This window comes from Bacillota bacterium (genome assembly GCA_012837335.1).
In the GTDB taxonomy this organism is placed as follows: Bacteria; Bacillota; Limnochordia; order Darwinibacteriales; family DTU012; genus DTU012.
Genome location: DURM01000026.1, coordinates 1 through 26,452 on the forward strand (window position 1 = coordinate 1; position 26,452 = coordinate 26,452).

General features: G+C 48.6%; 26 protein-coding genes and 1 tRNA gene. 19 read left to right on the forward strand and 8 right to left on the reverse strand.

The window, feature by feature from the left end; translation table 11 throughout:
• Positions 1-175: 175 nt before the first annotated feature.
• The 4 genes from GX019_03900 to GX019_03915 all read left to right on the forward strand — a co-directional run bounded on the left by GX019_03900 (position 176) and on the right by GX019_03915 (position 3,127).
• Entirely contained in the window at positions 176-1,072 is an 897-nt protein-coding gene (locus GX019_03900) for a diaminopimelate dehydrogenase (GenBank protein HHT36302.1), read from the forward strand.
• 19 nt (positions 1,073-1,091) lie between these two features.
• On the forward strand, positions 1,092-2,570 hold the full coding sequence (locus tag GX019_03905; protein HHT36303.1) for a glutamate--tRNA ligase: 1,479 nt from the start codon (positions 1,092-1,094) through the stop codon (positions 2,568-2,570).
• A gap of 30 nt (positions 2,571-2,600) precedes the next feature.
• Positions 2,601-2,993, forward strand: coding sequence for an OsmC family protein (locus GX019_03910; GenBank protein ID HHT36304.1), 393 nt, complete (start codon positions 2,601-2,603; stop codon positions 2,991-2,993).
• Between the two features lie 58 nt (positions 2,994-3,051).
• Positions 3,052-3,127, forward strand: a tRNA-Glu gene (locus GX019_03915).
• 64 nt (positions 3,128-3,191) lie between these two features.
• Here the strand turns inward: GX019_03915 and GX019_03920 are convergent.
• Positions 3,192-3,563 (reverse strand): hypothetical protein, encoded by a 372-nt coding sequence (locus tag GX019_03920; protein HHT36305.1) that lies wholly within the window; start codon positions 3,561-3,563, stop codon positions 3,192-3,194.
• A gap of 189 nt (positions 3,564-3,752) precedes the next feature.
• Here GX019_03920 and GX019_03925 point away from each other — a divergent pair, with 189 nt between their 5' ends.
• A complete protein-coding gene (locus GX019_03925) occupies positions 3,753-4,235 on the forward strand; it encodes a hypothetical protein (protein ID HHT36306.1) in 483 nt (160 codons plus the stop codon).
• 15 nt (positions 4,236-4,250) lie between these two features.
• Here the strand turns inward: GX019_03925 and GX019_03930 are convergent, their stop codons facing one another.
• The 4 genes from GX019_03930 to GX019_03945 form a co-directional block, all read right to left on the reverse strand.
• On the reverse strand, positions 4,251-5,300 hold the full coding sequence (locus GX019_03930; protein HHT36307.1) for a glycosyltransferase family 4 protein: 1,050 nt from the start codon (positions 5,298-5,300) through the stop codon (positions 4,251-4,253).
• 57 nt (positions 5,301-5,357) lie between these two features.
• On the reverse strand, positions 5,358-5,765 hold the full coding sequence (locus tag GX019_03935; GenBank protein HHT36308.1) for a PspC domain-containing protein: 408 nt from the start codon (positions 5,763-5,765) through the stop codon (positions 5,358-5,360).
• A gap of 71 nt (positions 5,766-5,836) precedes the next feature.
• Positions 5,837-6,892 (reverse strand): PIG-L family deacetylase, encoded by a 1,056-nt coding sequence (locus GX019_03940; GenBank protein ID HHT36309.1) that lies wholly within the window; start codon positions 6,890-6,892, stop codon positions 5,837-5,839.
• A gap of 8 nt (positions 6,893-6,900) precedes the next feature.
• The gene (locus GX019_03945; protein HHT36310.1) at positions 6,901-8,514 is read right to left on the reverse strand and encodes a patatin-like phospholipase family protein; all 1,614 of its coding nucleotides are present in this window, start codon (positions 8,512-8,514) and stop codon (positions 6,901-6,903) included.
• A 216-nt stretch (positions 8,515-8,730) separates the two neighbouring features.
• Here GX019_03945 and GX019_03950 point away from each other — a divergent pair, with 216 nt between their 5' ends.
• Both GX019_03950 and murA read left to right on the forward strand, forming a co-directional pair.
• Positions 8,731-8,988 carry an IreB family regulatory phosphoprotein gene (locus tag GX019_03950; protein ID HHT36311.1) on the forward strand — a complete coding sequence of 86 codons (258 nt, stop codon included), beginning with the start codon at positions 8,731-8,733 and terminating at the stop codon, positions 8,986-8,988.
• Between the two features lie 16 nt (positions 8,989-9,004).
• Complete coding sequence (murA, locus tag GX019_03955; GenBank protein HHT36312.1) at positions 9,005-10,303, forward strand: UDP-N-acetylglucosamine 1-carboxyvinyltransferase; 1,299 nt, start codon at positions 9,005-9,007, stop codon at positions 10,301-10,303.
• A gap of 31 nt (positions 10,304-10,334) precedes the next feature.
• On the opposite strand, the gene GX019_03960 is transcribed toward murA, so the two are convergent.
• Complete coding sequence (locus GX019_03960) at positions 10,335-10,799, reverse strand: hypothetical protein (protein ID HHT36313.1); 465 nt, start codon at positions 10,797-10,799, stop codon at positions 10,335-10,337.
• 1 nt (position 10,800) lies between these two features.
• On the reverse strand, positions 10,801-11,127 hold the full coding sequence (locus GX019_03965) for a hypothetical protein (GenBank protein ID HHT36314.1): 327 nt from the start codon (positions 11,125-11,127) through the stop codon (positions 10,801-10,803).
• A gap of 61 nt (positions 11,128-11,188) precedes the next feature.
• Here GX019_03965 and GX019_03970 point away from each other — a divergent pair, with 61 nt between their 5' ends.
• Genes GX019_03970 through pyk form a run of 7 tightly spaced genes read left to right on the forward strand, consistent with a single transcriptional unit; the run spans position 11,189 to position 18,934 of the window.
• Positions 11,189-14,155 (forward strand): DNA polymerase III subunit alpha, encoded by a 2,967-nt coding sequence (locus GX019_03970; GenBank protein ID HHT36315.1) that lies wholly within the window; start codon positions 11,189-11,191, stop codon positions 14,153-14,155.
• Entirely contained in the window at positions 14,151-14,372 is a 222-nt protein-coding gene (gene mtrB, locus GX019_03975) for a trp RNA-binding attenuation protein MtrB (GenBank protein ID HHT36316.1), read from the forward strand. The genes GX019_03970 and mtrB overlap by 5 nt, the downstream gene beginning before the upstream one ends.
• Before the next feature lie 30 nt (positions 14,373-14,402).
• Positions 14,403-14,606 carry a DUF2007 domain-containing protein gene (locus tag GX019_03980; protein HHT36317.1) on the forward strand — a complete coding sequence of 68 codons (204 nt, stop codon included), beginning with the start codon at positions 14,403-14,405 and terminating at the stop codon, positions 14,604-14,606.
• A 34-nt stretch (positions 14,607-14,640) separates the two neighbouring features.
• On the forward strand, positions 14,641-15,480 hold the full coding sequence (gene accD / locus GX019_03985; protein ID HHT36318.1) for an acetyl-CoA carboxylase, carboxyltransferase subunit beta: 840 nt from the start codon (positions 14,641-14,643) through the stop codon (positions 15,478-15,480).
• Between the two features lie 11 nt (positions 15,481-15,491).
• Positions 15,492-16,475 (forward strand): acetyl-CoA carboxylase carboxyltransferase subunit alpha, encoded by a 984-nt coding sequence (locus GX019_03990; protein ID HHT36319.1) that lies wholly within the window; start codon positions 15,492-15,494, stop codon positions 16,473-16,475.
• A gap of 15 nt (positions 16,476-16,490) precedes the next feature.
• Positions 16,491-17,483, forward strand: coding sequence for a 6-phosphofructokinase (pfkA, locus tag GX019_03995; GenBank protein HHT36320.1), 993 nt, complete (start codon positions 16,491-16,493; stop codon positions 17,481-17,483).
• A 26-nt stretch (positions 17,484-17,509) separates the two neighbouring features.
• A complete protein-coding gene (pyk, locus tag GX019_04000; GenBank protein HHT36321.1) occupies positions 17,510-18,934 on the forward strand; it encodes a pyruvate kinase in 1,425 nt (474 codons plus the stop codon).
• Here pyk and GX019_04005 read toward each other — a convergent pair.
• On the reverse strand, positions 18,931-19,461 hold the full coding sequence (locus tag GX019_04005) for a mechanosensitive ion channel family protein (protein HHT36322.1): 531 nt from the start codon (positions 19,459-19,461) through the stop codon (positions 18,931-18,933). The genes pyk and GX019_04005 overlap by 4 nt on opposite strands.
• Before the next feature lie 109 nt (positions 19,462-19,570).
• Between GX019_04005 and GX019_04010 the strand changes: the two genes are divergently transcribed.
• From GX019_04010 to GX019_04030, 5 genes are all read left to right on the forward strand, one after another.
• Positions 19,571-21,301 (forward strand): ABC transporter ATP-binding protein, encoded by a 1,731-nt coding sequence (locus tag GX019_04010; GenBank protein ID HHT36323.1) that lies wholly within the window; start codon positions 19,571-19,573, stop codon positions 21,299-21,301.
• 278 nt (positions 21,302-21,579) lie between these two features.
• Positions 21,580-22,185, forward strand: coding sequence for a hypothetical protein (locus GX019_04015; protein HHT36324.1), 606 nt, complete (start codon positions 21,580-21,582; stop codon positions 22,183-22,185).
• A gap of 161 nt (positions 22,186-22,346) precedes the next feature.
• Positions 22,347-24,194, forward strand: a complete 1,848-nt coding sequence (locus tag GX019_04020; protein ID HHT36325.1) for a methyl-accepting chemotaxis protein — start codon at positions 22,347-22,349, stop codon at positions 24,192-24,194.
• Positions 24,195-24,526: 332 nt separating this feature from the next.
• Positions 24,527-25,981: a hypothetical protein gene (locus GX019_04025; GenBank protein HHT36326.1), complete on the forward strand. Its 1,455-nt coding sequence runs from the start codon at positions 24,527-24,529 to the stop codon at positions 25,979-25,981.
• Positions 25,982-26,154: 173 nt separating this feature from the next.
• A partial coding sequence (locus GX019_04030; protein HHT36327.1) for a hypothetical protein occupies positions 26,155-26,452 on the forward strand: 298 nt, incomplete at its 3' end.

Sequence of the window (26,452 nt, forward strand, 5' to 3'; positions counted from 1 at the left end):
AGCGCCATTATGAGCGAAAACATGAACCATGTGCGCCGGCTTGCTCTGGACAGCTTAGCAGCTGTGGCTGGTGAAACGAAATGCACCTGCAGCGGGGATAATGTTTCTCTTCCGGGCATGCAGGATTCTTAATTTAAGACGAGAAATCTTATCTGGATAAAAGAGGGGGGTTAGCATGAGCATAAAAGTAGCAGTAGTTGGTTACGGCAATATTGGCAGATTCGCTGTGGAAGCTGTTCAGGCTGCTCCTGACATGGAACTGGCTGGTGTGGTCCGGCGCAGTATCGGGGAAGAACAGCCGCAGGAGTTGGCAGGAGTGCGGGTCGTCACTGCGATCGATCAGCTTCCCGAGGTGGATGCAGCATTAATCTGCACCCCGACCCGCTCAGTTCCGGAGTACGCAGCTCAAATTTTGGCCCGAGGCATCAACACTGTCGACAGCTATGATGTCCACGGCCGCTTGGTAGATGTCCGCACTGAGCTGGAGCAGACAGCAGTTAAGCATAACGCCGTGGCAGTTGTATCTGCCGGCTGGGATCCCGGTACAGATTCGCTGATCCGGGGAATTTTTTCCTTAATGGCACCGAAAGGAGTTACCTACACTAATTTTGGTCCCGGAATGAGTATGGGCCACACCGTAGCGGTTAAAGCGGTTGCAGGGGTTGCTGACGCTTTATCGGTGACGATTCCGCTCGGCACCGGCATTCACCGCCGCCTGGTTTATGTACAGCTGGAAGCAGGAGCTGACTTTGAAGCAGTAAAACAGGCGATCAAAGCGGATCCCTATTTCGTCAATGATGAAACTCACGTTTTCCAGGTGGATGATGTGGAGCAGCTGATCGATAAGGGCCATGGTGTTGTCATTGAGCGCCGCGGTGTTTCTGGCCAAACTTACAATCAGCAGTTTCGGTATGAAATGCGGATCAACAACCCGGCCCTGACTGCTCAGATCATGACGGCGTGCGCCCGCGCCAGTGTAAAACAAAAACCGGGTGCTTATACTATGTTAGAGATTCCCATTATTGACTATCTTTATGGAGATAGAGATACTTTATTACGACAGTTAGTGTAGCAGATTTAGGAGGATGAACATGGATCAGGTAAGAGTTCGGTTTGCTCCCAGTCCTACCGGCTATCTGCACGTAGGATCGGCGCGGACCGCTTTATTTAATTATTTATTTGCTAAACACCATCAAGGAGTATTTGTGCTTAGGATTGAGGATACTGACCTGGCCAGAAGCACAGACGAATCCACCCAGGCAATTCTGGATGCCATGAAGTATCTGGAGCTTTTCTGGGATGAAGGACCGGAAGTAGGCGGCGATTACGGCCCGTACTTCCAATCCCAGCGCCTTGAGCTTTATCGGGAATATGCCGATAAGTTAATCGAATCAGGCCGAGCTTATCAGTGCTTCTGCACTCCGGACGAGCTCGATCAAATCCGGAAGGAAGCGATCGAAAAGAAGCGCGATCCTAAGTATGATGGGCGCTGCTTTCACTTAACCGAGGCTGAGAAGCAGAAATACCTTGATGAAGGCAGAACCCCGGTGCTGAGATTTAAGGCGCAGTACGAAGGAACTACTGTGGTTGATGATTTAATCCGCGGCCAGGTTAAGTTTGACAACCATCAGCTCGATGATTTCGTAATCATGAAATCTGACGGCATGCCCACCTATAACTTCGCAGTAGTGGTTGATGACGCTTTGATGCGAATTACCCACGTAATTCGGGGTGAAGACCATCTTTCCAACACACCAAAGCAGATTCAGCTGTATGAAGCCCTTGGTTTTGCCGTGCCCAAGTTTGCCCACATCCCCATGATTTTAGGACCGGATAAAGCGCTGTTAAGTAAACGCCACGGTGCAACTTCGGTAACCCAATTCCGGGACGAAGGCTATCTGCCCGATGCCATGGTGAACTATCTGGCGCTGTTGGGATGGGCTTATGATGATTCCCAGACCATTTTTAAGCGGGATGACTTAATTACCAAGTTTACGCTGGAAAAAGTTTCCAAAAATCCTGCTGTTTTTGATATTACTAAGCTGCAGTGGATGAATGGAGTTTATATCCGGGATTTAAATCTAGATGAATTCTACGCTTATGCCCTGCCGCTGTTTCAAGCTTGGAGCTTCCTGCCCGAAGAAGTCAATCCGGAGCAGGAACGGAAAGCCAAAGCTGTTTTAGCCAGTCTCCAGGAAAGGGTTAAGCTGTTAACGGAGCTGAAAGAAGCCAGCTACTATTTCTTTGAAGATGAGCTTCAGTACAATGAAAAAGCAGTTAGTAAGTTTCTCCTGAAAGATGGAGCGAGTGAGATCTTGACTGCCCTGTTAACTGAGCTGCTGGCAGTTAAAGAATATACCCAGGTGAATTTAGAGCCGGTGTTCCACAAGATTCAAGAGCAGTTTGATGTCAAACTCGGCGCAGTCATGCAGCCGCTTAGGGTCGCTGTGACCGGTACCAATGTCAGTCCGGGAATGTATGAAGTGCTGGAAACTTTAGGGAGGGCTAAGACCTGCCAGCGGATCAAGGATGCCCTGGCATTAATCAAACAACACCAGGAGGGGAACTAGATGAGAGTAGATGTGCAGTGGAATGGCAAAATGGCTTTTACCGCAGTTTCCGCGCGTAGTCAAAATCAAGTGACCATGGATTCTTCCGCTCAACATGGGGGAGAAGGATCAGGTGTTTCTCCGATGGAAATGGTGCTGGCGGCTCTCGCGGGCTGCTCGGGGATGGATGTAGTGAGCATCCTCAATAAGAAAAGGGTTGCCTACAGCGGTATCAGCATCAGTGTGGAAGGTGAGCGGGCTGATGAGCATCCCCGCGTTTTCACCAAGATTAATGTTGTTTACACTTTTACTGGTGAGAACTTAGAGGACAAGCGTAAAGCGTTAGAAGACAGTGTGCGTCTTTCCATGGAAAAATACTGCTCTGTTGCAGGCATGGTTGATAAAACCGCAGAAATTAACTGGCGGGTTGAAATCGCCGATTAATCTTGCGGAAAATGATTTACAAAATTCACAGGACATGATATAATAACAAATGTGATTCGCTCCCATCGTCTAGTGGCCTAGGACATCGCCCTCTCACGGCGGAGACAGGGGTTCAAATCCCCTTGGGAGTACCAAATTAAAATCAAAACCACCCCTAGTGGGTGGTTTTTTTAGTTAGCAAAGCATATAAATATCATGCTAAACGCTGCGGAGAATCAGGATGAGAAAATCCTGATAGTTCAGGCAGGGATGATTCGGGTAATGCTCCTGATACCATTCCTGGAGTTTTTTATCCTCTGTTACAAATGCGTCCGCGCATTTGGCAGCAGTGTGGGCGATGCGGAGATCGCTGCCGAGATCATCGCCAGGATCATCCAGCGATACCTGGGGCACTACCTGCCGGGGGATGCTTTGAATCAGCTGCAGCTTGCGGGGATTCTGGATCCGGGAAATCTCTTCTTCCTGGATTTCGCAGGTCAGCAGTTTAACCATACCGGAAGAGACAGCCTGCCATATTTCCGGAAAATACTCATCGGCAATCATTTTATCGAAAATATTAGTATCAATCATCAGCTCTTGCATAAATCCAGTACACCATTCCTTTGTTTGGTTTTAGAGCAGGAAGTTCAATGCTGAAACAGAACTATAATTAGTATAGTGGAAAACGAGTAAAGTCGCCAGCTTTTTTACCGCAGGCCAAGCACTGATGTTCTGCGCAGATTGACTTTACCGCGTTAGCAGGGGAGGTTGTCGATCAGATTGACACGTTTTTATCATTGGCTGCGGTTTTGGGTGCTGTGGTGGATCAGCGCGGGCTTGAATTTTGGCATTCTCATGACTATCCGGCGGTTTTATATGACTGATGATGTGCTCTCGGACTATTTTAAGATGGTTGCAGGCCCGATCGATAACTGGGTGGCATTTTTGGGAATTTTTATCTGTCTGTTTCTAGTTTATTTGATCAACGCTTTTTATAAAGAACCGGAACTGATCACAACTCGCTTTATGTTTGTAAGCAGTCTCCAGCTGCCGCTGTTCGGAATCTTGCGGCTGGTAACAGCGCCGTTTGCATTGCGGCTTGATTCCGAATTTGAGCTTACAGTGGCATATGTCCTGATCTCCCTAGCCGCTATTGTCATAGGAGTGCTGATGTTTTGGCGGACTATTAAAAACAAAAATGAGTCGATGCTGCGGATGCTGAAAAGATTTGCGCGGCTGTATCGCGATGATAAGTACTGGTAAAGAAAAAGGCCTCGGTTAAGTCCGAGGTCTTTTTAAACGGCTTGATACTGGGGTAGTGCTAATTCGCGCTTTTTTCTGATACGCTGCCAGCGCCTCCTCATAAACCAGCAGTGTTTTTTCGGCCATTTGGCGGCTGCTGAGGTGATCAACAGCATAAGCGCGGCTGAAGCGCTGTAACCTTCTAATGCGCTTGCGGTTGCCTGCTAAAGTTTCCAAATCTTCCCGGAGCCTGCTGAAACTAAAGCGCCCCTGATTGCCGGAAAAATCGAAATCAGGCTGACGAACCGCTTTTTGGTCGATAATCCCATCGTAGCGGGTGTTCATCAAGAGTACTGCGCAGCCCGCTGCTAAGGCTTCTCGTGCTGTGCGTCCACAGCCCGCTACAATATTAGCCCGGCCTAAAATCTTTTCAATATCAGTCTGCCAGGGCATGAATTCTGCTTCAACCGGAGGCTGCCAGTTGCCAATAATGATCAGATTGAGTTGAGGAATAGCGGCGACAGCATCGGCCAATCTTTTGATGGGCTGAATCTTGGACCAGTCCAAGCGGCCAACATAATAGATATTTAAGTTTTTCTCCTTCTTCGCAGGAGCAAACCGCTCCACATCTACACCGTTGGGAATAATCGTGATTTTGGCCTCGAATTCATCCATAATTTCCTCAGCAGAGTTAGGACCAACTGCGATAATTTTTTCCGCCCCGGTAAGGGATGCCCGGTATTTTGGATGAGAAAAACCGAGTCCGTGGCAGGTAACCACGTATGGCACTCGGTTGAGCCGGGCAATGCTTTTGGTTAGGTCAAAAATGGTTGAACTGTGGGAATGGATGATATCAGGCCGAAATGACCGTACAATTTGATTGATCCGCGCCTGGTAATTTGTGGTATGATAGACAACACCTGCTTTTCTCAGCATGGGTCCATAGTAGGAATGGAACATGCCGGTGTGAATACCGGTGAAAATTAGTTCAGTCGGATGACCAAGCTTTTTGAGCTGAATTGCTAAATCAAGCACATGGGTTGATTGACCGCTTAAAAAAAACTCGGTAGTTAACAGGATTCTCATAATGGACCTCCGTGTTAGAACTACCAATAGTTTATGCGCAAGCGGAAGAAGTTGATATTACCGGCGCTGCAGAATCAGGAATAAACCGACACCGATCAAAGCCAGCGAGACAAAAACAGTCCACGAAATAAAGGGAATAAACTTGGCCAAAAGAATTGCTGCGCCGATAATGATCAGCACGATGCCAAAGCTGCGGGCAGCTGAATTCTGGCCGTCCTGGTGACCAGAGAAGGTGTCCCGCACCCGCTCAATAATCACTTCCGGTTTGGGCTCCCCTGAGTAAGGACTTTCAGGAATTACAAACAAGGCAATCAAATACAGCAGAATGCCGACTCCGTTAGCTAGGGTAAGGAGGATCCACAGCAGACGGACAATCGTGGGATCAATATTAAAGTACTCAGCGATTCCGCCGCAGACTCCGCCTATTTTCTTGTCATCAGATAAATAAAGGCGTTTTTGCTCCATGTTAATAAGCTCCCTTCATGGATCATTCATTGATTTATTCAATAATTGCCGCGGGATTCCTTTTCAAAGGACTAAAAAAGCTGGACCGCAATGCCGAGCCCTAAACGGGTTCCGGTTTGAAACAGATGTTTAATGGTAATCGTAAAATAGTCCATTACTTCGGCTCGCACTGAGGCGATGGGCTTCTGGTGGTCGAAATGGTATCCACCGCCGACTGCAATTTCGGTCATAGGCAGATTGGATTTAAAGCGGCAGCCTAAACCCAATTCCAAGGCCGAAGTAGAAAAATCGAGGCTGCTCTCAACCACAATCCGGTCACCAAGTCCAAGCGCACCGCCGAAATTCAGATTGGATAGGACAATCTGAGCGCTAACGGGGATGCGCTGCAGAGTTGGTACGGGAATTTCGGTATCAACGTACTCATAGAGACTGATGCTGACCGCCTCGAATAGGTCCCTGGTGGAGCGCATGCCGATGCCGTAGCGGTTGTTTTCTGGGTCCCATCTGCCGAATTCGGCCAAGGCCAGGGCGCGGATCTGGGGATGGAGCACTGGTTTGCGGCCAACCTGCTCCAGCGGCAGTCCACTGCGGTGGAGATAGACATGATAGTATTCCGGTCTGATATCAATGCCTTCTTCTTGGGCCACGGTGGCTAAAGCTCTAGCTAAGGTTTGATGATCAGGATGGGTATCCTTGATATGCACAGTGCGGTGAATGCTTCCTGGATAGCGAACCGCAAACAGGCGCATAATGGCTTCCACATCCGCTTGGGGGATGCGGCCATCGGGATAGTCTAAGAAAACCACCTGATCCGGTGCGACTCCCAGCACAGCCAGGGCTGCTAGGGTTTCTGCAGCTCGCGCTCGGCCAAACTCGCTTTTGCTCAGGCGGTAAACGCTGCCGTCCGGTCCCCGTAAATTGAACCGAGCGAGCGAACTAGTACCTTTAGTGAAGTAAATAAAAAAGTTGCTGTTCCCGGCAAGCACCGACTGATAAATGCTGTCGGCCATGCCCAAAGTTTCATCATCTGGGTGGGGTAAATACCAGATGATAACATCCTCGGCTTGAACCGGCGCATTTAAGGCAGCAGCTAAGAGCAGCAGCGCTGTTGCGAGAACAACAAACATGCGGTGCATTAGAATTCCTCCCCACGCAGTCCAATCCGCCAAGACCGCTCCTCTGGATTTCCAATTTCCAGCCCCAGATAGCAGTCAAGAGGATAGAGACCGAAAAGTTTAAACTCTGTTCCCAACCCTACCTGGTATTTGTTCTCCGGCATCCAGCTGTTTACCTCTGTCTGAACATCGAAACGGCCAAAGAAATAGGGTTTTGCCAGGGTGACTTCCATCAGGGGATAGAATTCAGCGCTGGAATAGTATTTGATCAAACCAGTAAGACCAGCTGAGAGGCTCTGCTGATCAGCGGGCATCATCAGGTTAGGAGCAAACCCGAGCTGGAAGTGATCAGAGTGAATGACCGCAGGGTGGGCAAACTGAACTCGCCAGCGATAATCACCGTGGTTTTGGTAAGACGCCGAAAGTTCTCCCATGTCGCCAACAGGAAAAGCTGCTTTGAAGCCGAAATGAAGCTTTTCCCCAGGACTGATGAACAGCTCGGCATTAGCCGTATGCGGCCTGTTCCAGCCGATAAAAAACTCACTGCGGCTTCCATGAAATGGCAGGCCGCGGCGAAAACCAAGGTTAAACCAGCCTAAGGCACCGTTTTGGGCTCGGATTCCCAGCTTAGTTTTCTGTCCCGGCTCTGAGGCAAAAGTGATTTCCGGCAGCAGTGCAAACGGGCGTGGAGTTGCCAAGGCAGCCTGTTCAGCTCTTGCGTGAATCTCAGCTAGTTCTTCTGGCGCATATCCCTGCTGTTTGTACGGAGTAAACTTAAAGTCGGGATCGCTGCTTAAGACCGCAGCTTTTATTGCGTCCATGTGCTTCAGCCCGGCTTGATAGCCCTGTTCAATAAAAAACTCGGCTTTTTGGTAATCCATATAGGAATCATATTTTACTTCCGGCACCACAATCACATCGGCATCTGCGGTGTTAATTTCCACATAGCCGTCAATCATAAACCAGAGTGCCAGCTGGAGGTTGTTCAGCAGCGAATCGTGATCAATGGTTTCCAGTTCCTTTTTGACATCAACACCGATCACTACATCTGCTCCGAGCTCCTTGGCCGTGTTGACCGGTACTGCGTTTTTCATGCCACCGTCGACGTAATAAACTCCATCCCTTTCTACAGGCTGAAATAAAGCGGGTATGGACATGCTGGCCTGCACAGCTTGGGAAACAGGACCTTGGTGAGCGGCAACCTCTTTACCGGATACTAATTCCGTAATCACCGCGTAAAAGGGAATATCCAATTGGTCAAAAGTTTTATGCATTAACAGCGTATCGAGATATCGCTCCAACCTGGCTGTATTGACTAAACCGCCGCGAGGTGGGAAAGAAACATCAATCAGCTTGGCAGTATCAATGGATGCGATGATCTCTTTCATGTTGTCAACAGAATAGCCGGCAGCGTACATTCCGGCAACAATACTTCCCATACTGGTGCCAACCAGCAGGTCGATGGGGACGCCGTGGTCTTCAAAGGCTTGGATTAAACCGATATGGCTGAAACCGCGGGCGGCGCCGCCGCCGAGAACCAGAGCAACTCTTGGTGATTGAGTGGCGCCAGCTGTTTGGGAAACGCATAGGATCAGTATTAACAGTAGGAATTTGGACTTAGATCGGTTCTGCAATTGCTTCAGCTCCTTCTAAACAATATTTTCGGGCAGGATGAGAAGCGATCCTGCTATAGCAAAAGTTGGTTCTAGCTGGGGCAATGATCTGATTATGAGGGGTAATATTATTGTGAGCAGGATAATATTGCATGGAAATTGAAATTATACATGTTAGCATAAACTTGACTGTTTTTTGCTAACAGTAGACATACTAAAGGTAAAGGAGGAAGGGTTGTGGAGCGTTCCGATAAAACTCGCATGTTTTCAGCGGTTGACGCTGATAACATTGATATAAAAACGGTTCTTCAGCAGGTTTGCGCTGCTTTGGAAGAGAAGGGCTACCGCCCTTTAGATCAAGTTGTCGGCTATCTTTTAACTGGCGATCCTTCATACATTACCTCTCATAACGATGCAAGAATTAAAATTCAGCAGATCGAGCGCAATGATCTGCTCGAAGAAATTGTCGGTTCGTATTTGAGAAATCTGGAATGAGAGTGGGTGGGTAAAGATGGCTAAGCTAGTAATTCAGGGCGGCAGACGCCTTCAGGGTGAAGTTAAGATCAGCGGTGCAAAAAACAGTGCTCTGCCGGTTATTGTGGCAGCCGCGCTGGCTACTGAGGGAGAATGCGTTTTAGATAATATTCCTAAGGACAGCGATGTGGGAACGATCTGTCTAATCCTCCGCAGCCTGGGTGTGGATCTTTGGTTTGACCAGGAAGGGAAACTGCATGTGGTTGGTTCCACTTTAGACAAATATCAAGCGCCGTACGATTTAGTGCGGAAAATGCGGGCATCATTTTACACTGCCGGATTGCTCTTGGCGCGGTTAGGTCGGGCGGAAGTACCCCTACCGGGTGGCTGCGCTATCGGCTCAAGGCCGGTAGATTTTCATATCCGCGGTTTTTCCCAGATGGGAGCAGATGTTACCATTGAGCATGGATTTATGAAAGCACGCTGTGATCGATTGGTAGGTACAAACTATTACATCAACCGCTCCAGCGTGGGAACAACCGTGAATCTGATGATTGCCGCTTCGCTAGCGGAAGGAACGACAGTTTTAGAAAACTGCGCCAAAGAGCCGGAAGTTGTGGATTTAGCAATTTTCTTAAATGGTATGGGCGCCCAGATTCGCGGGGCGGGTACCGATGTGATCCGGATTGAAGGTGTAGAAAAACTGCGGGGAATTGAATATTCAATTATTCCCGATCGAATTGAAGCCGGCACTTATATGTTTGCGGCGGCGATGACCGGCGGCGATGTAGTCATTAAAGATATTGTGATTGAACATCTCCGCTCACCTTTAAGCAAGATTGAGGAAGCGGGAGTGATTGTGGAAAAAGGTGCCACCGAGGTGCGGATCATTGCTCCGGAGAAACTGCGGGCGATTGATTTAGAAACCGCTCCTTACCCCGGGTTTCCCACCGACCTGCAGCAGCCGTTAGTGGCCTGCATGAGTATAGCGGAAGGCACCAGTGTGATTCGGGAGAACATCTTTGACCGCTTCCGCTATGTTGATGAGCTGAGAAGGATGGGCGCCGACATCAGAGTCGAAAGGGAAACCGCCGTTGTTCGAGGCGTGCCGCAGCTTACCGGAGCCCCAGTGGAAGTTACTGATTTGAGAGCCGGTGCGGCACTGGTAATTGCTGGATTGGCTGCTGCCGGAACAACAGAAGTCTATGGTTTGGATATTATCGATCGGGGTTATGAGAAACTGGAAGAGAAACTCCGGAGCTTAGGAGCCGATATTAAGCGGGTGGAAACTCACGAAGGCATTGATGCTTTTGCCCAGATTGAAACTAGAATCTGATAAGAGGGGACAGCCCCTCTTATTTCTTTGCTCAACTTCCTGCTTCCGCAGAGATTTCCAGCACCGCTGTTTCCGCCACCACCAGATATTGCAGATGTAAAGTATAGGGCTCGCCGCTGATATAGATAATCCGCCCATCGATAATGCTGCGGATTAAGCCCGGATCGAGACCAGCGATTTCCTGGCCAATTAGGTCGCTTAAGATCTGCCGCACCGCATCAGAAATCTTAAGGTTGAGATGGGGATCTTTGATAGTTACCACAACCTTCAGGTCCTTAATGATGCGGGAGCGCTGATCCGCCAGACTTTCTTCCAGTTTTTCAATTCGGCGGGTGCGCTCGCTCAACTCGCTGTAGAGGGTGTCCAGCTCGATCACTTTCTCATCAATCACAGCGCCAGAATAGAAAATGCTCGCAGCAGTTCCGATTGCGAAACCTAAGATAAAGCAGGCTGCACCGAACTGGAGCTTGCGTTTATTAATTAACCACAGGTTCATTTCATTCGCCTCCAGTTAGGGTGATTACCAGCCAGTACCCGGCGTAGGCGCCAAACAGAGCGCTGATAATAATCACCGCTTGGCGGACCAACGCCATCAGCTGTCCGTTAAACAGGCTGCTTTCAATCACGCGAATCATGGGAAAGGTGCCACCGATCGCTGTTACAATTGCCCAGATGCGATAAACTTTTACCAGTTCCCGCATCATAGCAAATGGTGAAGTCTGCGTAAAAAAGGCGGCAAAGGATCCGATCACTGAACCGCCTACTAAAACACCGAATGCGGAAAAGAAGGCTAACAGGATTTCACGGGAAACTCGCAGAAACATACAAAGGATCACCTCATGCAACTATATGCCCGGGGTGATTTAAAAATGTGAGGGGATACTCATGTTCGTGCCGCTGAATATTCACAGCGAATACTCTTTGCTGGAATCATGCATTAAAATCGAGGATTTAGTTAAAAAGGCCTATAAGCTCGGCTATAAGGCGTTAGGCTTAACAGATCATAATACCATGGGCGGTCTGGTGGAGTTTTACCGCCACTGTAACCAAACTGGTATCAAACCGATTTTAGGTATTGAGCTTGATCTTTCCGGTCTGCCGGGGTGCAGTCGGGTGGCACTGCTTGCGAAAAATGACCAGGGCTACCAAAATCTGCTGAAGCTGGCATCTGAGGTGAAGCCGGTTGGGCTGAATACCCTTGCCCGGTTCACAGCCGGACTTATTGGGCTGGTAAACTTTGAGGATCCAGCAGCTGCTCCGGAAGGGTATGGGAAACTGTCCCGGCTGTTTGAAGCTGCAGGACTTTTTGTTGAGCTTGCGTTCACTGATCCCACCAGCCGCCAACGAGCGGAACAACTGCATCAAAAACTGCCTCCACAGGTTTTTGCAGTCGGATCACGGTTATCCTATCTTGATGATAAGCAAAAACCGCTTCTCAAGGTACTGGGACAGGAACAAAGCGGGCTGTCCCTGCTGCCGCCCCAGCAGATGGCAGAACTTTATCGGGACTATCCGGAAGCGGTAAAAAATACAATGATGATTGCGGAGCGCTGCTCGGTCAAGCTCCAAGCAGAAACTGCCTTTCCCCAGCTGCCCAAGCCCCATGATTTAACTGCCTTAGCCTGGGAAGGAGCAGCTAAGCGCTATCCACGGGTTACGCCGGAAGTTGCGGAAAGGCTTCAGCACGAGCTTGGCGTAATTGAATCGATGGGCTTAAGCGACTACTTTTTGATCGTCTGGGATATTGTCCGCTATGCCAAAGAAGCAGGAATTCCCGTTGGACCAGGCAGAGGCAGCGCTGCCGGCAGTTTAACGGCTTACTGTTTAGGCATCACTGATATCGATCCCATCGAGCACAATCTCTTTTTCGAGCGGTTCTTAAATAAAAAGCGCCGCAATCTTCCTGATATCGACCTGGATTTCTGCGGCGATAAGCGGGAGCAGGTAATTGAATATGTCATTAAGCGGTTTGGTAAAGACCACACTGCAAGAATTGGCACTTATGGAACCTACGGTTATAAAAGCGCGGTTAATGAAATAACTAAAGTATACGGCAGGGCTGAACCGGAATTAGTGCAGCAGCTAGTTGGACTCAAACAGTACTTCTCGACCCACGCTGCCGGAGTGATTATTACCCCCAAGCCCGTGACTGCCTACACCGGTGTTAATCAAGTTGATGGTGTTAATGTTACTCAGCTTGCCATGGATGATTTAGAGTACTTGGGTGTTTTAAAGATAGATTTTCTCGGGTTAAGGACCCTGACTGTCCTGAAAGAAATTGAAGCTGAAGTGCAGAAAAAGGAACCAAATTTCAGCTTAGAGGCAATTCCTGATCATGATCAGCCGACTTTTCAACTTTTGGAAGAGGGTTTAACTCTCGGTATTTTCCAGCTGGAGAGCAGTATGTTTCAGGAGCTGCTGCCTGAGATTAAGCCAAAATCATTTCAGGATCTGGCGGCAGTGCTTGCGCTGGGAAGGCCCGGACCCCTCAAGCAGGTCCCAACTTATATTAAACGGCGGGAAGGCAGGGAGCCGGTTAGATATGTTCATCCCAAGCTGGAACCAATTTTATCTGAAACCTATGGACTGATTGTCTACCAGGAGCAGGTGATGCAGGTTGCCCACGAGATTGCCGGCTTAAGTCTAGAAGAAGCGGATCTGCTCCGGGTCGCCATGAGTAAAAAGGATCACGCGGTGATGCAGGAGCTGAGAGCTAAGTTTGTGGCCGGGTGTCAGCAAAACGGACTGGATTTTCGAGCCGCGAACGAGCTGTTTCTCCAGATTGATCGCTTTGCCGATTACGCCTTCAATAAAGCGCACAGCGCGGCCTATGCCCGCATTACCTGGCAGGCGAGCTACCTTAAGGCAAACTATCCATTAGAGTTTTATTTAGGGCTGATCCGCCATACTGTGGATATCGAGAAACTCGGCGAGATCTATCGAGACTGTCAGCTGCGGGGCATAAGAGTGATTGCGCCCGATATCCGTTTCTCAGAGGTTTCAGCCAGTGTGGAAGCGGAATCCCTGCGAATCGGCTTCAGCAGCCTTAAGTTCTTCGGCTACAGTCAAGCAGAAAGACTAGTCGCGGAGCGGAGCAGAGGTGAGTTTACCAATCTGTTCGATCTGTTTCAGCGGGTTGACCTGCATCTCAACGCGAAACTGGCCCTGGCGTATTCCGGTGCCTTGGACTGCTTTGGTGAGCGCAGGAAAGTGCTGCGCCAAATCGCCCGGTTGGAAAACCAGCCGCTGCCGGCTGGAAGTGATCTCGAGCTTTTGGAAAAGGAAAAAGAAATGGTCGGGATCTACCTAACTGGGCATCCAGCGGCCGGATGGCATGTTTTTTTAGAGCGGTTAAAACCAAGCTTGGGCCGATACGCTGCCGGCCACATCAAAAATGTAAAAGATCTGGGACAGTCGGTTGCCGGCATTCTGGAAGGCGAGAACCGGCGCTGGAGATTTTTATTGCCAAAAGGCAGTAATTTGTGGCATGATCTAATTAAGGAAGGGGAATTGGCAGCGTTTTTTGGCAGGTTCTACCAGAACCGCATTGACGCAGAGCTGATTCTGCCGCTTAAACCGCTGCTTTTGATCAAACCCATTCCAAAGCAGGCAGTAAAACTAAGAGATACTCTAGTGAAATCCCGGGGCAGCACTCCGGTGCTGTTTGTGCTCGGGCAGGATTTGATCCAGATCATCGATCCCAGTTTGTGGGTAGATGCAGGTTTTGATTGGCTCAGCGCCTTAGCGGACTTGACAGAGTACGTCCACTGGATCGATCCATGGCGAAGCAGGGTTTTAGCGGATAATATGGAAATTAGCAGGGGCAAGCGAGAAATGGGAGGAGGAAATTGATGTGAACGAACAAAATTATGTTATGATTCAAGCCCTAGAGAATGGGGTGACCATTTTTGGCTTAACCCGGGGACCGGATACGAAGTTTCATCATACTGAAAAGCTGGACCGGGGCGAAGTTTTGATTGCCCAGTTCACATCGCACACATCAGCAATTAAAGTTAGAGGCAAGGCCAAGATTATTACCGGAATTGGCACCACGAACTCCGGCGAGTAAATCTTCGGCATGCTACAAGGAGGAATTTGCATGTGGACCGTAGTCTATGTTGCTCCCAATCGCGCAATCGCTGATATGCTGAAAGAACTGCTTGATAAAGAAGGTTTTGTGGTGATGCTGCGTCCAATCGGAGCTCCCCACCTCGGTGCCGCGGCCAGCGTAGAAATTCTGGTTCCCGAGTCTGAAGTTGAAGATGCTATGGAGGTTATTTCCAGCTCAATTGGCAGTTCTTAGTCCGGGCACTGAATTCGTAAGAGAAGGTGATTGGATGTTACGTGTATTCCGAAGCAAGCCAAAGTATGCTACAGTTAGATCGACTTCAAAAGATGAATCCCATGCCGGTGATCCGCTCTGGACCCGCTGCGAAACCTGCGGTTCCCTGATTTACCATAAAGAGCTAGTGAAAAACTGGTATGTCTGCCAATGCGGTTACCATTTTCGGATCTCAGCGGCAGACAGGCTGCGGTTGCTGGTGGATCAGGGTTCATTTCAGCCTGCTGAACCGCTGGTATCTTTGAATCCTCTGGGTTTTCCGGGATACGAAGAGAAGATTGCCCAGTCTCAAGAGAAACTGGAGCTTGATGATGCGATTTTAATCGGCGAAGCAAAAATCCAAGGCCATAGCTGTGTGCTGGGAATTATAGATTTTAGTTTTATCGGCGGCAGCATGGGCAGTGTAGTTGGGGAGCAGATTACCCGCGGCTTTGAATACGGTGCTGCCAAACAGCTGCCAGTAGTGATTATTTCTGGCGGTGGGGGCGGAGCCCGCATGCAGGAAGGAATTTTCAGCTTGATGCAGATGGCCAAGACTGCCCAGGCAGTGGGCAGGTTTAAAAAGGCCGGTCTGTTTTATCTGTCCGTGCTTACTCATCCCACTATGGGCGGCATTTACGCCAGTTTTGCTTGTTTGGGTGATATTATCCTTGCGGAGCCTGGAGCGCTGATTGGCTTTGCCGGACCGCGAATTGTTGCAGAAACAACCCGCCAGCAGCTGCCTCCTGATTTTCAAACGGCTGAATACGCCTTGAAAAACGGAATGCTGGATGGAATCGTGCCGCGGTTAGAGTTGAAAGATACCATCGGGAAAATATTGAGTTTTCATTTATGAGGTGAACCAAGGTGGCAGCAGTATTTGAATGGGAAAAACCACTGGTGGAACTTGAACACAAGATTCAAGAACTCCGGAGTTTTGTCTACGAGCAGGGTCTTGATTTCAAAGAAGAGCTCAACGAGCTTGAGCGCAAGGCTGATAAACTGAGAAAAGAGATCTATGAGCGGTTAACTCCCTGGCAGCAGGTGCGGATGGCCCGCCATCCCGATCGACCCACAACTGCCGATTATATCAAATTAGTTTTCGATGATTTCTTTGAACTCCACGGCGATCGCAAGTTCGGCGACGACCAGGCCATTATCGGTGGGATTGCCGCATTTGAAGGTGAGCCGGTAACCGTAATTGGACCCCAGAAGGGGCGGGATACCAAGGAAAACATTGCCCGCAATTTCGGTCTGCCCCATCCGGAAGGCTACCGCAAAGCGCTGCGCTTGATGAAGCAGGCGGAAAAATTTAACCGACCGATTATCACATTAATTGATGTGGTGGGAGCTTACCCGGGTATTGGTGCCGAACAGCGGGGTCAGGGTTTGGTGATTGCCGAATGCATTGAGCAGATGTCATTTTTAGAGGTGCCGATTATCTGCATTATTACCGGGGAAGGGGGCAGCGGCGGTGCTTTAGCATTAGGAGTCGGGGATCGGATTTTAATGCTGGAACACGCGTGGTATTCAGTGATTTCTCCCGAAATGTGTGCTACAATTTTATGGAAAGATCCTAATCGAGCGCCGGAGGCGGCTGAATTACTAAAATTAACTTCCACAGACCTACTGAAATTTGGTATTATAGATGATGTCGTTACTGAACCTCTTGGCGGAGCTCACCGAGACCATGAAGGAACCGGCAGGCAGATCAAGGCCTTTCTGCGCCGCTCGTTATCTGAGGTGAAAAAGATTCCACCAGAACAGCTGGTAGAACAGCGTTTAGAGCGCTTTCGCAGGATAGGTGAGTTTCAGGAGATTAAGCTGGCTGAAAGCCGAATAAAACTTTAGAAAGTGAGATTGGTTATGGCAAAACGAATAGGGATTTTAACCAGTGGCGGAGATGCTCCTGGGATGAACGCGGCTGTGCGTACTTTAGTGCGAGCAGCCTTAAGTTTTGACATGGAGCCTTTTGGTATCTACCGCGGTTACCACGGCTTGATTAACAATGAAATCGAGCGTTTGACCAGCCAATCCGTGTCCGGAATCATTCAGCGGGGCGGCACTGTGCTGAAAAGCGCCCGCTCTAAAGAGTTTATGACTCCGGCAGGAGTTGAACAGGCTGTCAATAATCTTAAAGAGCACGGCATTGATGGTGTGGTCGTGATCGGCGGCGATGGCTCGTTTCGGGGTGCCTTAGAATTGGCCAAGCATGATATCCAAGTGATTGGCATTCCTGCAACCATTGACAACGACATTCCCTGCACCGATTATTCTATCGGATTTGATACCGCCGTAAACACAGTGATGGACGCGGTCAACAAAATTCGCGACACCGCCTCCTCCCATGAGCGCGTGTACATAGTGGAAGTGATGGGACGCCACTGCGGCTACCTCGCTTTATACTCCGGATTAGCGTGCGGAGCGGATTCAATTTTGATACCTGAAGCAAAATATGATCTAGAGGATGTCTGCGCTAGAATCAAACGCGCTTATGAAGTGGGTAAAGGCCACAATATTGTTATGCTCGCTGAAGGTGTGGGACTCAACCTCAAACCGCCGGTGGAAAACATTTCGTTTACGATCGGCAAACAGATCGAAGAATACACCGGATACGAAACCCGGATCGTGATTCTCGGTCATATTCAGCGGGGCGGCAGTCCAACCGTCAACGATCGGATTTTGGCCAGCCGCTTAGCGTATCAAGCTGTGCGTTTGATTGCTCAGGGACAATCAGGTAAAATGGTAGGGCAGATCGAAAAACAGATCCGAGCCTTTGATCTGGATTACGCTCTAGCCCAAACCAAGTCCATTGACATGGAGTATTACCATTTAGCTGAAATTCTATCAACACTGTAAATAAACTAATTGGGAGTGGAATTATGATTCGCAAAACAAAGATTGTGTGCACAATCGGGCCAGCAACTGACAGTCCAGAAATGATCGAAGCTTTAATCAAAGCAGGCATGAACGTAGCAAGATTAAACTTGTCACACGGTTCCAGCGATGAGCACCTCACTCGCATCAAATTGATCCGCGAATGCTCAGAAAAGCTGGGTGCTAATGTAGGCATTCTCCTGGACATTAAAGGTCCAAAAATCCGCTTAGGCGAGCTTGAACCAGATAAGTTCAATGTCGAAGCAGGTCAGGAGCTTATCCTTACTACCGAATACTGCGTGGGAACACCATCCAAAATTTTTGTCAACTATCCGTACTTAGTCGATGATGTTCACCCAGGTGACACCATCTACATCGATGATGGATTGATCGAACTTGCTGTTGTTTCCAAGACCGGCAAACAGGTAATCTGCAAGGCCTTGGTAGGCGGCTCCATCGGGTCGCGGAAAGGCGTTACCCTACCGGGAGTAGATGTCAAACTGCCTCCGCTGACCGAAGAAGATATCAAGCACATCAAATTTGGTGTTGAAAACGGCGTTGATTTTATCGCAGCTTCATTTGTCCGCACCGCTGATAATGTCATGGCTGTGAAAGAGTTAATTGCCAGCTTCGGCGGGGATGTGCCGGTAATCGCTAAGATTGAGAACGGCGAAGGTATCCGCAACATCGATGCGATTGTAGCTGCAGCTGATGGAGTCATGGTTGCCAGAGGCGATATGGGCGTAGAGATTCCGCCAGAAGAAGTGCCGATGGCCCAGAAAATGATTATTGAAAAGTGCAACGACCAGGGTAAACCGGTAATTACCGCAACCCAAATGCTCGATTCCATGATCCGCAACCCGCGGGCAACCCGGGCCGAGATTACTGACGTTGCCAACGCTATTTTAGACGGAACCGACGCGGTAATGCTCTCCGGTGAAACTGCAGTGGGTAAATATCCCATCAAAGCTGTTTCTTTAATGAGCCGGGTCGCCATCAGAGTCGAGGAGACCATGGATTACCAGGCTCGCTTGGAAAAAAGACGCCGCAATCAGCGCCAGAATATCGCTGATGCTATCAGTTTGGCTACCTGTCAGACAGCTTCTGACTTAGATGCCAAGGCGATTATCTGCTCCACTCAATCGGGTGCAACTGCTAGATCAATTGCCAAGTATCGTCCGGAAGCCATGATCATCGCGGTCTGTCCCAACCAGAGTGTGGTAAACCGCCTGATGCTGAGCTGGGGTGTTAATCCATTTGCAGCTCAGAAACCAACCAACCTTGAAGACCTGATTGATGTAGCGGTAAACACTGCTAAACAGCAGGGCTTTGTCAAGGATGGAGATATTGTTGCCATCAGCGCCGGCGTTAAAACCGGTACACCGGGCAGCACAAACTTACTGCAAGTACAAAAAATAGGTGCCGACAACTAAGAGTTGTCGCGCACCTTTCCATCAATAATATAGATTGATGAGTCAAAAGTTCTGTTAGAAACCACATGGATTTTGCCATCGGCGTCCATGATTTTGGTCTTTTTAATATCCAGGTTAACAACGGTTCCTTCAACGCTGCTGACTTTAACTTCTGCGCCTACCTTAAAATCCGGGTCGGCGATGAGGAAAATGCCGGCTAGTAAATCCTGAATCATGCTGTTGGCGTTCGATGCAACTCCTACCAGAATCAAAGCGATACTGCCGGAGAAGGCGACCGAGATTTGAGGCAAGCCCAGAACCGCAAAGACGACAGAAATCAGCAGGACCCAGCAGGCAAAGGTAATAAAAGCTTGAACAAATCCAATCACGCCGGCTTCTAAGTGAAAGCGCTGCATTAGTCTGCCGGCAATTTTTTTAAGAAGCTTAATCAGTAAGCTTCCAACACCAATTACAATGATCGCTGCTGGAAGTTTGGGCAGATAGGTAACTGCCTGTTGGTAGAACTCTTGAATTAAATCATTATCCATATCATAACCTCCATTAGTGATATCTTGACCATCCACTATTCGCGATTGAAGATTATTTGTCCTGCTCGATGCATCAGCATTGAATTTTGAAACGAGGTGATCAGCTAAGATGCAGCCTTTAAAAAGATTTATCTCTTACTACAAGACCGAGAAACGGATGTTTTTCATCGACATGGCCTGCGCCAGTCTAATCGCTGTGTTAGATCTGACCTTTCCCATCATTACCCGCCTGTTTATGAAGGATTTCATTCCTAACCGCAATATGCGGGCGGTAGCTATTTGGGTGGGAGTCATGATTGGCCTGTATTTGATCAGGCTGATCGCCCAGTACATTGTAGATTACTGGGGCCATTTAGTGGGTGTGAGGATGGAGTACCACATGCGTAAGGATTTGTTTTCCCATCTCCAGACCCTGGACTTCAAGTTCTTTGACAACACTAAAGTAGGGCATTTAATGTCCAGGATTGTTAACGATCTCCACGATGTGACCGAGCTGGCCCATCATGGTCCGGAAGACATTTTTATTGCAACCTTGATGCTGATCGGCTCGTTTGCTTATCTAGTCACTATTAACGTACCGTTAACTTTGATTGCCTTTGCCTTTATTCCTATTATCATCTGGTTTGCCTACGGCAGACGGGAAAAAATGTCCCAGGCATTTACTGAAGAGCGGAAACGAGTTGCTGATGTAAATGCAGAAGTGGAAAACAGCTTATCCGGAATTCGGGTAGCGAAAAGCTTTGTGAATGAAAACTTCGAAAAAGCAAGATTCAGCCGGGCCAACAATGAGTTTAGGGAAGCCCGGGGCCGAGCTTTCCGCGCCATGGCCGAATACAGCTCCGGACTGAACTTCCTTACTAACCTTTTGAATGTTTTGGTTTTAGGCGCAGGCGCCTATTTTATGTATATTGGCCAGATTGATTTGGCTGACCTTACCGCGTACCTGATGTTTATCAACTACTTCCTGCAGCCGATCCGCCGCTTGATCAACTTCACCCAGCAGTATCAGCAGGGCATGAGCGGCTTTAGGCGCTTTGCAGAGCTGATGGAAGTAGAACCGACTATTGTTGACAGCCCCAATGCTGTTGCTCCAAAGGGCTTTAAAGGCAGCATTGAACTGGAAAAGGTATCTTTCCGCTATGATGACAGCGAAGAGGTGTTAGAGGAAATATCCCTGAACATTCCCGCAGGGAAAACCGTAGCCTTTGTTGGTCCTTCGGGAGGAGGAAAGACTACTCTCTGCCACTTAATTCCGCGCTTTTACGATGTGACCAAAGGCGCGATCTATGTTGACGGCATCGATGTCCGCAGCATTAAACTAGAAGCCCTGAGAGCGAATATCGGGGTAGTGCAGCAGGATGTGTTCCTCTTTACCGGTACAATCAGGGACAATATTCTCTACGGCCGGCCGGATGCTTCGGAAGAGGAAATGATTGAAGCAGCCAAGAAAGCGCAGATTCATGAGTTTGTTATGACTCTGCCTGATGGGTATGACACCTATGTAGGCGAGCGGGGTATTAAGCTTTCCGGCGGACAGAAGCAGCGGATCTCCATTGCCAGGGTGTTTTTAAAGAATCCACCGATCCTCATTCTCGACGAGGCTACTTCAGCTTTAGACAGCATTACGGAGCATGAGATTCAAGCAGCCCTAATGGAGCTGTCGCAGGACCGGACTACTTTAATCATTGCTCACCGCTTGTCAACTATACAGCACGCGGATCAGATCTATGTGATCATCGACGGCAAGATTCACGAGCACGGCACCCACACAGAACTGCTTAAATCCGGAGGGGTTTACGCAGAGCTGCATGCGGGGCAGTACAAAAAGGCTGCTGTGTGAAGTTAGAAAAAGCTGGGACCAACTCCAGCTTTTTTTTACTCTTAGAAAGGAAAAAATTTCAAATCCGCCGAACTTGATAGCATAAATTAGAAAGGGAGGTGAAAAGAATGAAAAAACTAGATAGTAAAAAAATCCTTTCGGCGGTATCAATTGCAATCATCTTTTTCTTTCTAGGGTATTGGTTTGGCGGTCCAGTGGCTGAACGGATTTTGAATATATTTGGTTAAGCACGGCACTCGATGGTGAAAACAAAGTTGTAAGGCTAAGGAGGCCCAGCTGTGGAAGCAAACTCAACAGGCAGGCAGAGCACTAAGAGGACCGGGAAATTGGTAGTGATCGCTGTTTTAGGTGTGATCTTTTTTCACTTGGGAGTATGGGCAGGTCCGATTGTCAAAGAGACAATAAACAAACCTCAAAACCAAGGAACTGCACCGGTAAAAACTCTAACGAGAACGGCGAAGGACCCGGTGATCAGCGAGATTCGGTTGGGCGATCAGCTTTCAGACTTTCCCAACCTTATTTATGACTATTCCGAACTGGGACTGCGCTGGTATTTCAGCAGATCTCCTGAGCGCAGTTTTGACGGAATCCGCATAGAATCTCTGATCTACTATGGTTTCCTCAATGATAAGCTGACCGCAGTTTTCTTTAAGCTGGGAAAACCTTATCCCCATGAGAAAGTGCTTCCTGCCCACGAACTGATCGATCTTTTGAACGAGCGCTATGGTGAATTTACGCTCTATGACGATAATTACAGCTACACCTATGAGTGGGAAGGGGATGGGATCTACGCTGCGGTCTATGGATGGGAAACCACGGATCTCAACGTGGTGATCACCACACATGATTTTGGAATTAATAAGCTGGCTCCAAACATCAGGTAAGAAATGGCAAAATATAGGCTTTACAGAAGCTGGGAGGAATCCCGGCTTTTTTTAGCAGTGGATAGCTTGGAAAACCCCAACTAGCTTTTCAGTGCAGGATTCGATGTCTTGAAAACGAATATCAATATCAGCAGTAAATTATGGAAATGGGAGTGAATCATGTGGAGGGACTTCGCAGAGCTGCAGCCGGAATCGGGCTGCGGACGAAGCTGTTTACAGTAATCATCGCAGTATTGGTGCTGACAGTAGCTACCGTAGGGATATTTGTGTTAACAAATCAGCGGCGGCTTTTTGATGCTATGGTCCATGACAGCCTAAAGGCTGCTGAAAGCATAGTGGAAAGCAGGCTGGTTGGTACAGCGGAGAAGGCGCTGGGAATTTCCATGGCGGTAGCAGGTATGCCTGAGATTATCGAAGCAGCGCGCAATCAAGACCGTAGTGAAATTGTTGATACAGTAGTATCGATTTATGAAGAGGTACACACCGCTTTCGGTGTTGATGTGCTCCATGTTCGGGCTCCCTATGATACGTCTTTGGTTAGGGGACAGAATCCCAATTTATATGGTGATGTGCAGAGCCGCGGCGGAATTCTTGATGCGGGACAGCAGGGCAGAGCAATCTGGGGGTTTGACCGCGGTCCTTTTGGAATGGGTATGCGGGGCTGGGCGCCGATTAAAGATGGGAATCGAGTGGTTGGTACAGTAGAAACAAATATCCCTTTTACAGAAGCGATTTTAACAGAAATCCATGCTGCAGCTGGTGTGGAACTGGCAGTGTTTGTGCCAACAGAAAGCGGCTATGAGCGGTTAACTGCGACAGCAGGTGTTATGAATGCTTCCGAGCTGCTGGAGCTTACACCGGGTCTTGATGATGCCAAAGCAAACTCCGGCAGCTGGGCTTACAGCTTTCTACCGGTGATCAGCTATGATGGCGCCGAGCTTGCGGTTGTAGGGGTTTATCAGGACACTTCGGCGTACCAGGATCTGATTATGCGTCAGAGCCTGCAGCTGATTATTATTCTGGTCGTTGGTTCGGTATTGTTTATTGGAATTCTGCTGTACTTAGTGCGCAGGATTCTGCTGCCTCTCCAGGAACTCGGCAAGGCAGCAGCAGCTGTTGCTGAAGGTGATTTTACCGTAACTATCCCGGAAGTAAGCAGTCGGGATGAGGTTGGAAGTTTAGTATCAGCTTTTTCAGGCATGCTTGCTTCGCTGAAAGAAATGGTCGGTTCTCAAGCCGAAGCGATTAATGAAATGAGTTCGGCCAGTCAGCAGCTGGCTTCTTCAGCGGAACAGGCTCAGGTTACTACTAGTCATGTTTCGGACACTGCGGATGATTTTGCTGCCGCCGCGGCAGCAATGGCAAGCATTTCAGCCGCAGTAAATGAGATTGTTGCTGCTGCCCAAGAGGGAAATGCCGTGGTAGTTGAAGCTGTGCAGGGGACAGAAGAGCTCGGCGCAGCGATGGGCAGGCTGACCGACTTTATCCAGGTTCTGGCTCAGCGCTCCGATGAGATTGAGCGGATCGTGATTGTGATTAGAGAACTGGCAGAGCAGACTAACCTTCTGGCTCTAAACGCGGCGATCGAGGCTGCCCGCGCCGGAGCAGAAGGACGAGGTTTTGCAGTTGTGGCCGAAGAGGTTAGGACGCTGGCGGAGCGGTCATCACTGGCGGCCAAGGAAATCAGTCAGCTGATCGCGGCGATTCAAGGAGAGACTCAGGATGCGGTGGAGAGTATGTCCCAGAGCTCTAAGCAGGCTGATGAAACCAGTCAGCGGGTATCCAGAAGCGGCGAGGCGCTTCAGCGGATTATGGACACGGTGACTAAAGTTACTGATCTTGTGGAACAGGCATCTCAGAGCATTACCCAGCTTAATACCGCCAGCCAAGAAATCAGTGCCGCCGCAAATGAGCAGTATGCCCTGATTGATCAGTTTGCCGATATCGCCCAGACTCTAAACCGCATGGGCATAAGACTGCAAGAGCTGAACGACAAATATAGAATCTAGTTCAATCTATATTAAGTAATACTCCTCTGCATGATCACAGTCATCACAGCTGAGGAGTTTTGCTTCAAAAAAGGGTAGATCAGTTTTTTCCAACCTAACTGCCATTACCCACACTATCTTAGTGAGAGCTCTCAACAGAAGGGGTTTGAACACAGATGAACCAGCTTAACTATCAGGAGGTCCTGCGCCGTGACTATTTAGAAAAAATCTATGGTTGGGCAGTAAACAGAGTCGGAGATTATGATCAAGCTGCGGATTTAGCTTAAGAGATTCTTACCGAGCTGCACTTAGCGCTGGCGCGCAATCCGAAAATCGACAGTTTTCCTGCCTGGGTGTGGTCTATCGCTCGGTACACCTATTACCGCTGGATGCGAAAATGGACTCACCACCAGAGTTTAGATGAGGTATGGGGGATCAGCTGCGAGCGTGAGATAGACGCAGCGCTTTTGGAAGCAGAAGAACTGCAACTGCTCCGAAGAGAACTGTCATTTTTATCTGAAAGCCACCGCAAAACCATAGTCTATTACTATTTTCACGGCAAAAGCTGCGGTGACATTGCCGAACTTTTGGGTGTATCTCCCGGTACAGTTAAGTGGCGTTTGTTTGAAGCCCGCAAGCAGTTAAAGAGAGGAATGGGTGAGATGCGCAACTTTGGTGAAAAAAGCTATAATCCTAGCAGGCTAGTGATTGGAATTAATGGTAAACAGGGAAATGACGATTCACCTTTTTCATTAACAGATCGGATCATTCCGCAGAATCTCCTGCTGGCTGCTTATGAGCGGCCAAAAACAATAGAGGAGCTGTCTGAAGAACTGGGCATAGCCCGTCCGTATTTAGAAGAAGAGGTGCAGCTTCTGTTAGACGGTGAATTGCTCCGCAGAACAGCTGATGCAGTGCAGACCGATTTTATCATCATTGACCGAGCGCAGATTCTTGCGGTGCTGAAGGAAATTAGGGAATGCACCGATCAGTTTATCGAGCGGGTAATCACTCACCTGGAGATCAACAAAGATCGGATTATGAATATCTTAAAAAACGTTGATCTCAGCTGGGAGCGGCTCCTGTGGCTGCTTATCCCCGACAGCATTGGCACTCTAAGTGGGAAATTTATGAATGAAAACTGCAGCTGGCATTCTTGGAATGAGCTCCCCATCAGGCCCCACGGCGGCCGCTGGATCTGCACCGGGGGAGAGATCTTTGACCGTTCTCAGCACACGAAAGAAGAAATAGATCTGGTTGACAACTGGTTTCTGATCGGTCCGTACAGCTCAACCATAGATGGTATTAAGATGTGGTGCATCAGCACTGTCTTACTGGGAATGGACTACAGCAGTGCTAAACAGCTTAACAAGACAGACTACCAGATCTGCCGGAAGATAGCGTTTAAAACCTTGTCCTCTGACGCACTTACAGATATAGAAAAAGAAGCGCTGGTCAAAGGTGTTGAGCAGGGGTATATCAGAAAAATCAATGGTGAGTTCCAACTGACGTTTCCGCTTTTAACCAACCAGCAGGTTGAGGAACTGCAGCAAACAGCGCTGGAACTATATGATCAGGTTTTGGATAACAACTGGGAAACGTACCGGAAAGTAAAACAGCTGATGCAACCGCGCATTCCGGTGCACCTGCACAGCAGCTTTGATACATCAGTTACTTCATTATTTCTGTTCGGGAGAGTTTCTGCAGCATTGGTTAAAGCTTATGATGCTGGGATGCTGAGCAGAATTGATGAAAAGAACAAGACCTACTTAGGGGTTTATATGAGTGCAGCGGCAGAGAACGCCTGACTTATTAAAGCACAATGAATTATACTTCTAAGCTGGGAGCAATCCCGGCTTTTTTTCATTAAAAATAAAGCTGTGGTTTATGGACTAATATACGCAGGATTTTCTGGAAAACAGTTGTAGTTAGGTGATTAATCACGCATTTTGTTCTTATTTAATAAGAGGGAGGCACCCTAATGTGCAACACTAGAAGTGCAAGACGCAGTACCCACGGCATGTGTCTGTTTGCAGTCTTAGTATTGGTATTCTTTACAAGCTGTGTGGGTGGTGGAAAAGATCCATTTTACACACTTAAGGTGGAAGTTGAAGGAAAAGGCAGTGTCAATTTATCCGGAGCAGGCAGCAAAATTGCTGCCAACACGGTGGTAACTCTGGAGGTAAAGCCTGAGGAAGGCTGGTCATTTGTGTTTTGGGCAGGAGACGATGGAGCAGATGTTGTGCCCCACGCGACAATTCCTGGAAGTTATCAGGTGG